The sequence below is a fragment of the Ferruginibacter sp. genome, from assembly GCF_031430955.1.
GTDB lineage: Bacteria > Bacteroidota > Bacteroidia > Chitinophagales > Chitinophagaceae > Ferruginibacter.
Window position 1 is genome coordinate 1 of record NZ_JANPCM010000639.1, and the last position, 7,539, is coordinate 7,539.

Below are 7,539 nucleotides of genomic sequence, written 5' to 3' on the forward strand. Positions count from 1 at the left end.
CATAAAGGCAATAAACACCGGGGTTTCTTTATCCAGTTTTTTCTCGACGTCTGCAAACCAGTTGTAAAAAGCTTTCGAATTGGCAGCAGCATCGTGGCCAATAATAATAGTGCCCTTCTTATTTACCGGGACAGTCATTTGCCAGTCGAATACAATGGCATTTTCATTTAAAGCACTTAACTCTTTTATAATAACAATAAAATCGTATTCCCTGCCTTTACTTTTAACATGGTAAGTCAGTTCGTTGCCAACTTTTACTTCCAGCTTTTCAGTTGTGCCTGCAGGTTGTGCAGCACAGAAAAAAAATGAGATTAAACAAAACTAGCCGGCGAGGAATATTTTTTCATACAATTATTTTATACCCTAAATGCAAGTGTAAAGAAAATTGCAGCTATACCCTGCTGTGGGTATTTTAAAGATAATGGTGTAATTGATTTATCAGAATGATAAATTATATCAATTAGACATTGAAACCTTACTGTCAGCCTGAGCTTGTCGAAGGCGGTTGGTCACCGCACCGGTTTCGTCAATCCCGATTATAATCGCATTGGCGTCAGGTTAAAAAGCCTCATAGAGGCGATATATCAGTAGAAATTAGATAGTTATTGGTTGCAAAGCCCCATCGGGGCGGTATATTGAAGCAAAAAGGTTGCGAAAAAAAACATGCCGCCCCGATGGGGCTTAATAGAAATAAAAAATAAAATTATTTCTACTGATATTTCGCCCCAGATGGGGCTTTGGTAAAGGGTTTTATTGAAAGCTGAAAAAAATTAACTTGACGGCAATGCGATTATAATCGGGACTGACATTTTTTTAATCGGATAGATTCGATGTCTAATTGATATTAAAGCTTATTGAGGGGAATTTATTTTTATGTAAAAATTTATTTACCGGTCATTAACCATTCTACCGCCAGCTCATACCCTTTTAATCCTAATCCACTGATAACACCTTTTGCTTTTGCAGAAACATGAGATATTTTTCTGAATTCTTCTCTTCCAAAAATATTAGAAATATGCACTTCAATAACAGGCGTTATTATTGCAGCAATGGCATCGCCAATGGCTACAGAAGTGTGGGTATAACCTCCCGGGTTAAAAACAATACCTTCATCAGTATAACCAACCCGTTGCAGTTCATTTATCAATTCTCCTTCTACATTACTTTGAAAAAAACTAAACTCCGCTGCCGGAAATTTTGTCTTCAACTCTTCAAAAAAAGTATCGAAATTTTCTCCGCCATAAACATCTACTTCTCTTGTGCCAAGCAGGTTTAAATTAGGCCCGTTGATGATTGCTATTTTCATGCTTCTATCCCCTGAGAGAGTATTTAGTGATTATAAAAAATTACTGCATGCAAATTAGGAAACAGTTTTGACTAATAAATTTCAAAATTCCTACTTTAGGTCAATGGCACCTGTTTAATAGTATTTTAAATTATAAAACACCAAATTCCAGTTCCCTCTCTTTTGGAGTCCCGATAAATCGGGAGGGGTGAGGTCTTTACGAAAACTAACTTAACAACATTATCTCCTATTGGGCCGACGGAGCATTTATCAGTTCAATAAAATCATCAAATAAATACCTGCTGTCATGCGGCCCGGGAGTAGCTTCGGGATGATACTGAACAGAAAATGCAGGCTTATCTTTTAAGCGGATGCCTTCAATACTGTCATCGTTTAAATTAACATGGGTTATTTCCACATTGGTATTTGCTTTTACCGCTTTCGGGTCAACACCAAAGCCGTGGTTTTGAGTAGTAATTTCGCTTTTACCACTAATTATATTTTTTACCGGGTGGTTTAATCCACGATGCCCGTGATGCATTTTAAAAGTAGGTATATCATTAGCAAGTGCCAGCAACTGATGACCTAAGCAAATTCCAAATAAAGGCTTTTTAGCAGCCAGAATTTTTTTCACTGTAGCAATTGCATAATCCATTGGTGCAGGATCGCCGGGGCCATTGCTTATAAAATATCCAACAGGCTTAAACGCTTCTAATTTTTCAAAACTTGTTTTTGCAGGATGTACTTTTACATAAGCGCCTCTCTCTACCAAACAATTCAAAATATTTTTCTTAATACCAAAATCCAATACTGCAATTCTCAATTCACTTTTTTCATCTCCCAAAAAATATTCTTCATTGGTACTAACAGCAGATGCCAGCTCCAATCCATCCATCGAAGGCACTTTTTTTAATTCCGCTTTCAGTTGTTCTGTATCTAATAATTCAGAAGATATAATACAGTTCATAGCGCCCTGTGTACGTATATGCGCCACTAAAGCCCTGGTGTCAATACCATCAATAGCTACTACATTTTGTGCTTCAAAATATTCCTGCAGCGATGCATCGGCCATAAAGCGGCTGTACTTATCTTCCAGGTTGCGGCCAATAACAGCTTTCACTTTTACACTGTCACTCTCCACATCTGCAGCTTTTACACCATAGTTGCCAATATGCACACTGTTCATTATTAAAACCTGCCCGTAATAACTGGGGTCGGTAAATACTTCCTGGTAACCAGTCATCCCGGTATTAAAACATACTTCGCCTGTGGCAGTACCAATTTTGCCAAAAGCTTTTCCATAAAAAATATTCCCGTCTTCTAAAATTAAAATTGCAGGCTTGGTGTGGGTGGTCGACATGTTTTAAAAGTTTTGCAAAGAAAGCAATTCAATTGCGTAATGAACAAATAAAATTTTTCACATTTTGATATTTATGCGTCAGACGGCTCTAAACCGTCATGACGCATAAATATCAAAAAAAAACTCCGATAATAATATCAGAGTTTTTATAAACAGTTAGTTTCAAATTATGCTTTTTCTTCTGTAGCGGTATCAGTAGTTGTTTCAGCAGCTTCTTCAGTTGCTTTCTTCTTAGCACCACCGGCTCTACGTGTTTTTTTAGCAGGTTCAGCAGCTGCACTAATTCCTTTACCGTAAATTTCGTTAAAGTCAACTAATTCAATCATTGCAATTTCTGCATTATCACCAACCCTTGCACCCAATTTAATAATACGGGTATAACCACCTGGGCGGCTTGCAACTTTTGGTGCAACAACAGTAAATAATTCTTTTACAGCATCTTTATCATTCAAGTAGCTGAACACAATACGGTGATTGTGCATAATAGCTTCTTTGCTTGATGTGTTTTTTGTTTTAGTAATTAGCGGTTCAATATAAGTACGTAAAACTTTTGCTTTTGCTAAAGTAGTAGTAATTCTTTTATTGATAATTAACTGGCAACCTAAGTTCATCAGTAACGCTTTTCTGTGAGAAGCCGTTCTGCTGAGGTTATTGTTTTTGTTTCCGTGACGCATGACTTTGTTGTTTTAATTCGGTTATACCGTGTCAGGAATTATAACCTACTGTTTAATAATTAATACATTTTGAAAGTATAAAAGCTCTTCAAAGTCCTCTCTTCCGGGGAGGATTTAGGAGGGGCTTTTATTCATCATCCAATTTCAACTTGCTCAAATCCATTCCAAAGCTTAATCCTCTTTCATGCAGCACCTGCTCAATTTCGCTTAAAGATTTCTGGCCGAAGTTTCTGAATTTCATCAGGTCTTCCTGCTCGTATTGAACTAATTCGCTTAAAGAATTAATTTTAGCAGCTTTCAAACAGTTAAAGGCACGTACCGAAAGATCCAAATCTTCCAATGGTGTCTTCAGCATTTTACGCAATTGCAAAGTTTGTTCGTCTACTAAATCTTCTTTCTTATCTTCTTTAGTATCAAAAGTGATATTCTCATCTGTAATGATCATCAGGTGCTGTATTAAAATACGGCTCGCCTGTTTTACAGCTTCTTCCGGGTGAATAGTACCATCGGTAACCACTTCCATAATTAATTTTTCAAAATCGGTACGTTGCTCCACACGGGTATTCTCAATCGTGTATTTTACATTCTTTATCGGAGTGTAAATAGCATCAACGGGAATGTATCCAAAGTGAGAACTCTTTTCTTTATTTTCTTCTGCAGGCACATAACCACGGCCTTTACCAATAGTTATTTCAATATCTAATTTAGCACTGCTGTCCATTGTGCAGATCAGCAATTCAGGGTTCATTACTTCAAACGAAGGTGAAGCTTCACCAATCATTGCAGCAGTAAACTCCGATTTGTTTTTAATAGAAAGCGTGACTTTCTCCACGTTAATGTCATGCTCTACTTTTCTTTTAATCCTAACCTGCTTAAGGTTAAGGATAACTTCAGTTACATCTTCAGTAACACCTTTAATGGTTGCAAACTCATGATCGGCACCAACAATGTTAATACCAATAATGGCATAACCTTCCAGAGAGTTTAATAAAACCCTGCGTAAGGCATTACCAATAGTTACACCGTAACCAGGCTCAAGCGGACGGAATTCGAAGTTGGCTTCAAATTCAGTTGCTTTTTGAAGAACGATTTTATCAGGCTTAACAAAATTTAAAATTCCCATTTTATTTTGTTGTTTAAATGTTTACAATTTTTTTTAGCTATTAGCTCAAAGCTCAGGACTCAAGGCTTACTTACTGTACAACTCCACAATCAACTGCTCCTTAATATTTTCAGGAACACTCTCTCTTTCCGGATAAGCAATAAAAGTACCTTTTACTTCTGCTTCGCTCCAGTCTAACCAGCTGAATTTTGCATTTTTGCCACGCAAATTACCACTGATAGAAGTGTTGGCAGCACTCTTATTTTTTAACCCAATAACATCACCCGGTTTGCAGCTGTAAGATGGTACATTCAGTACATCACCATTAACGGTAACATGCTTATGCGATACCAACTGGCGTGCAGCCTGGCGGCTTGGTGCAATACCCATACGAAAGACGGTGTTGTCCAAACGGGCTTCTAATAATTTAATTAAATTTTCACCGGTAACGCCTTTTCTTCTTGCAGCTTCGTCAAATGTTTTACGAAATTGTTTTTCAAGCAAACCATAAGTGTATTTAGCTTTTTGCTTTTCCCTTAACTGTAAAGCATATTCGCCTAAAGTTTTACGCTTACGTGTAGCGCCGTGCATACCCGGAGGGTTGCTGTTTTTTGTTAACCACTTACCATTACCGGTAATCGGTTCTCCAAAAATTCTGGAAATTTTTGTTTTGGGGCCTGTGTAACGTGCCATAATTGTGTAATTGATTTTTTAGTGTCGGTACATCATTATAAAAATCGTAAAATGAATAATGCACCCGTTATTAAAAATTGGCAATAAACAATTGGCAATTTGCCTGTTGCTTATTGCACATTGTCTATTGATTAAACTCTTCTCTTCTTTGGAGGACGGCAACCGTTATGTGGTAGCGGAGTAACGTCTTTAATCATCGCTACTTCAATGCCGTTTTGAGATAAAGAACGGATAGCGCCTTCACGGCCGCTGCCTGGTCCTTTTACATAAACATCCACTCTTTTTAAACCTGCATCAACTGCAGTTTTAGCTGCATCGGCACCCGCCATTTGTGCAGCATAAGGTGTATTTTTCTTACTGCCCCTAAAACCCATTTTACCGGCGCTCGACCATGATATAACCTGGCCTTGCTTATTGGTTAAACTAATAATAATGTTGTTGAAACTTGCTACAATGTGAGCATCGCCGTAGCTATCTACTTTTACTACTCTTTTTTTAGAAGCTGCTTTTGCTCCCTGGGCTTTACCAGCCTGCGCTTTTGCCATAAATAATTTTAAATTAGGTAATCTTTAAAAAATATCCCGTTTTTTTTCGGAACTGAACCAACCCTCCTGCGGCTTCCCTGCTATCTGGCGTTGATTCAAAAAAATTGAAGCCTTATTATTTTGCATATTGGCACATTTGCCCTTTTGCATATTATTATTTCTTCGCTACTTTCTTTTTACCTGCAACTGTCTTACGCTTACCTTTTCTTGTACGGCTGTTGGTACGTGTACGCTGACCACGTAAAGGCAAACCTTTACGGTGACGTAAACCACGGTAACAGGCAATATCAAGCAAACGCTTGATGTTCATCTGTGTTTCACTGCGTAAAGCACCTTCAGTTTTAAATTCGCCACTGATAATGTTACGGATGGCAGTTTGCTCATCATCATTCCACTGGTTAACTTTTTTATTAAAGTCAATACCGGCTTTCGATAAAATGTGTTGTGCAGTGGAACGGCCAATACCATAAATGTAGGTAAGTCCTATTTCGCCTCTTTTATTTTTTGGTAAATCTATACCGGCAATACGAGCCATATTCTAATATTAATTGTTTGAATGTTTAATGTTCTTTAAAACCAAATGGGCAATTGCCTGTTGCTAATTGCCTGTTGATTTTATCCCTGTTTTTGCTTAAACCGTGGATTCTTTTTGTTAATCACATACAGTATTCCTTTCCTTCTCACAATCTTACAATCTGCACTGCGTTTTTTAATAGATGCTCTTACTTTCATGATCTTGTTTTTGCTGTGAGTTATTAAAAGTGAAATATTCACACTTCACAATTCACTATTGACAATTTTATTTATACCTGAATATTATTCTTCCTCTTGTTAAATCATAAGGGCTCATTTCCACCCCTACTTTATCCCCCGGTAAAATGCGTATGTAGTGCATCCTCATTTTACCCGAAATTGTAGCTAAAATTTCGTGACCATTCTCTAACTTTACTTTAAACATAGCATTGCTCAGCGCTTCTACTATTGTTCCGTCTTGTTTAATAAGTGCCTGTTTAGCCATAAATTTGGGAGCGCAAAGATAAGAAGATAAATTTAATATTTATAAACAAAATTGCGATATTTACCAACAAATCAAATATTTCCCCCATGAAAAAGACATATTTTGCCATTTTAGTACTGTTAGCAGCAGCAATTTCCTGCAAAAAAAGTACCGCCCCTGCTGTAGTTGACTCTCCAAAATACATGAGTTTTACTGCCGGCAGCACCTGGACCTACGAAACCCAGAACAATATTGCGGCCACCACTACTACAAATATAGTTACCTCTACCAACCGTGATTCTACCATAGAATCCCGGGTGTACCATGTTTTTACCAACAGTAATGGCGCACTCAACGATTATTATAATATTACCCTAAACGATTACTGGACGTTTAAAAATCTTTCAGCGGCTCAGGGCATCAGTCCCGTTTCCACCATTTATTTAAAAGATAATGCTGCAGTAAATATCAGCTGGAGCCAAATTGTAAATGTACCTGTTAGCGGTTTTCCTGCTCCCATACCCGTAACCTTTACCAACACCATTGCCGAAAAAGGAATTAGCCGCACCGTAAATGGAAAAGCATATACCGATGTCATTCGTACCACCACCACTATTGCAGTACAGGGTTTACCTCCCGGTTCTATCACCACCGATATACAATCGTACTACACCGCAAAATATGGCTTAATAGAAAGTAAGTACAAAATCAATATCCCTTTACTTACAGTTAATGCAGATCAAAATACAGTGTTGAAGACTTCGGATATTAAGTAGGGGTTTACAATATTGAGAAGTTGTTTCGTTATTATTTTATTAAAACTATTATAGAAATTTTTACACCGTTGCTGTATAACCTTTAGCTACTTCCTGTAGCTATACCG

10 protein-coding genes are annotated in these 7,539 nt (G+C 37.5%); 1 reads left to right on the forward strand and 9 read right to left on the reverse strand.

Going from position 1 to position 7,539, the window contains the following annotated elements:
- Positions 1-883: 883 nt before the first annotated feature.
- From ACY65O_RS18095 to infA, 9 genes are all read right to left on the reverse strand, one after another.
- Positions 884-1,306 (reverse strand): type II 3-dehydroquinate dehydratase, encoded by a 423-nt coding sequence (locus ACY65O_RS18095; protein WP_462222264.1) that lies wholly within the window; start codon positions 1,304-1,306, stop codon positions 884-886.
- Positions 1,307-1,532: 226 nt separating this feature from the next.
- Positions 1,533-2,645 carry a glutamine-hydrolyzing carbamoyl-phosphate synthase small subunit gene (gene carA, locus ACY65O_RS18100; RefSeq protein ID WP_462222265.1) on the reverse strand — a complete coding sequence of 371 codons (1,113 nt, stop codon included), beginning with the start codon at positions 2,643-2,645 and terminating at the stop codon, positions 1,533-1,535.
- Positions 2,646-2,812: 167 nt separating this feature from the next.
- Positions 2,813-3,319, reverse strand: coding sequence for a 50S ribosomal protein L17 (gene rplQ, locus ACY65O_RS18105; RefSeq protein WP_462222266.1), 507 nt, complete (start codon positions 3,317-3,319; stop codon positions 2,813-2,815).
- Positions 3,320-3,446: 127 nt separating this feature from the next.
- Positions 3,447-4,442, reverse strand: a complete 996-nt coding sequence (locus ACY65O_RS18110) for a DNA-directed RNA polymerase subunit alpha (protein ID WP_462222267.1) — start codon at positions 4,440-4,442, stop codon at positions 3,447-3,449.
- Positions 4,443-4,508: 66 nt separating this feature from the next.
- The gene (rpsD, locus tag ACY65O_RS18115; RefSeq protein WP_462222268.1) at positions 4,509-5,114 is read right to left on the reverse strand and encodes a 30S ribosomal protein S4; all 606 of its coding nucleotides are present in this window, start codon (positions 5,112-5,114) and stop codon (positions 4,509-4,511) included.
- A 131-nt stretch (positions 5,115-5,245) separates the two neighbouring features.
- The gene (gene rpsK, locus ACY65O_RS18120) at positions 5,246-5,659 is read right to left on the reverse strand and encodes a 30S ribosomal protein S11 (RefSeq protein ID WP_462222269.1); all 414 of its coding nucleotides are present in this window, start codon (positions 5,657-5,659) and stop codon (positions 5,246-5,248) included.
- Positions 5,660-5,813: 154 nt separating this feature from the next.
- Positions 5,814-6,194 (reverse strand): 30S ribosomal protein S13, encoded by a 381-nt coding sequence (gene rpsM, locus ACY65O_RS18125; RefSeq protein ID WP_462222270.1) that lies wholly within the window; start codon positions 6,192-6,194, stop codon positions 5,814-5,816.
- 80 nt (positions 6,195-6,274) lie between these two features.
- Entirely contained in the window at positions 6,275-6,391 is a 117-nt protein-coding gene (ykgO, locus tag ACY65O_RS18130) for a type B 50S ribosomal protein L36 (RefSeq protein WP_462222271.1), read from the reverse strand.
- A 67-nt stretch (positions 6,392-6,458) separates the two neighbouring features.
- Positions 6,459-6,677: a translation initiation factor IF-1 gene (infA, locus tag ACY65O_RS18135; protein ID WP_255154770.1), complete on the reverse strand. Its 219-nt coding sequence runs from the start codon at positions 6,675-6,677 to the stop codon at positions 6,459-6,461.
- A gap of 86 nt (positions 6,678-6,763) precedes the next feature.
- On the opposite strand from infA, the gene ACY65O_RS18140 reads away from it, so the two are divergent.
- Positions 6,764-7,432, forward strand: a complete 669-nt coding sequence (locus ACY65O_RS18140; RefSeq protein WP_462222272.1) for a hypothetical protein — start codon at positions 6,764-6,766, stop codon at positions 7,430-7,432.
- Positions 7,433-7,539: the final 107 nt, after the last annotated feature.

Coding starts and splice junctions, on each gene's coding strand:
- ACY65O_RS18095 (WP_462222264.1), bottom strand. CDS start 1,306: ATGAAAATAGCAATCATCAACGGGCCTAATTTAAACCTGCTTGGCACA.
- carA (WP_462222265.1), bottom strand. CDS start 2,645: ATGTCGACCACCCACACCAAGCCTGCAATTTTAATTTTAGAAGACGGG.
- rplQ (WP_462222266.1), bottom strand. CDS start 3,319: ATGCGTCACGGAAACAAAAACAATAACCTCAGCAGAACGGCTTCTCAC.
- ACY65O_RS18110 (WP_462222267.1), bottom strand. CDS start 4,442: ATGGGAATTTTAAATTTTGTTAAGCCTGATAAAATCGTTCTTCAAAAA.
- rpsD (WP_462222268.1), bottom strand. CDS start 5,114: ATGGCACGTTACACAGGCCCCAAAACAAAAATTTCCAGAATTTTTGGA.
- rpsK (WP_462222269.1), bottom strand. CDS start 5,659: ATGGCAAAAGCGCAGGCTGGTAAAGCCCAGGGAGCAAAAGCAGCTTCT.
- rpsM (WP_462222270.1), bottom strand. CDS start 6,194: ATGGCTCGTATTGCCGGTATAGATTTACCAAAAAATAAAAGAGGCGAA.
- ykgO (WP_462222271.1), bottom strand. CDS start 6,391: ATGAAAGTAAGAGCATCTATTAAAAAACGCAGTGCAGATTGTAAGATT.
- infA (WP_255154770.1), bottom strand. CDS start 6,677: ATGGCTAAACAGGCACTTATTAAACAAGACGGAACAATAGTAGAAGCG.
- ACY65O_RS18140 (WP_462222272.1), top strand. CDS start 6,764: ATGAAAAAGACATATTTTGCCATTTTAGTACTGTTAGCAGCAGCAATT.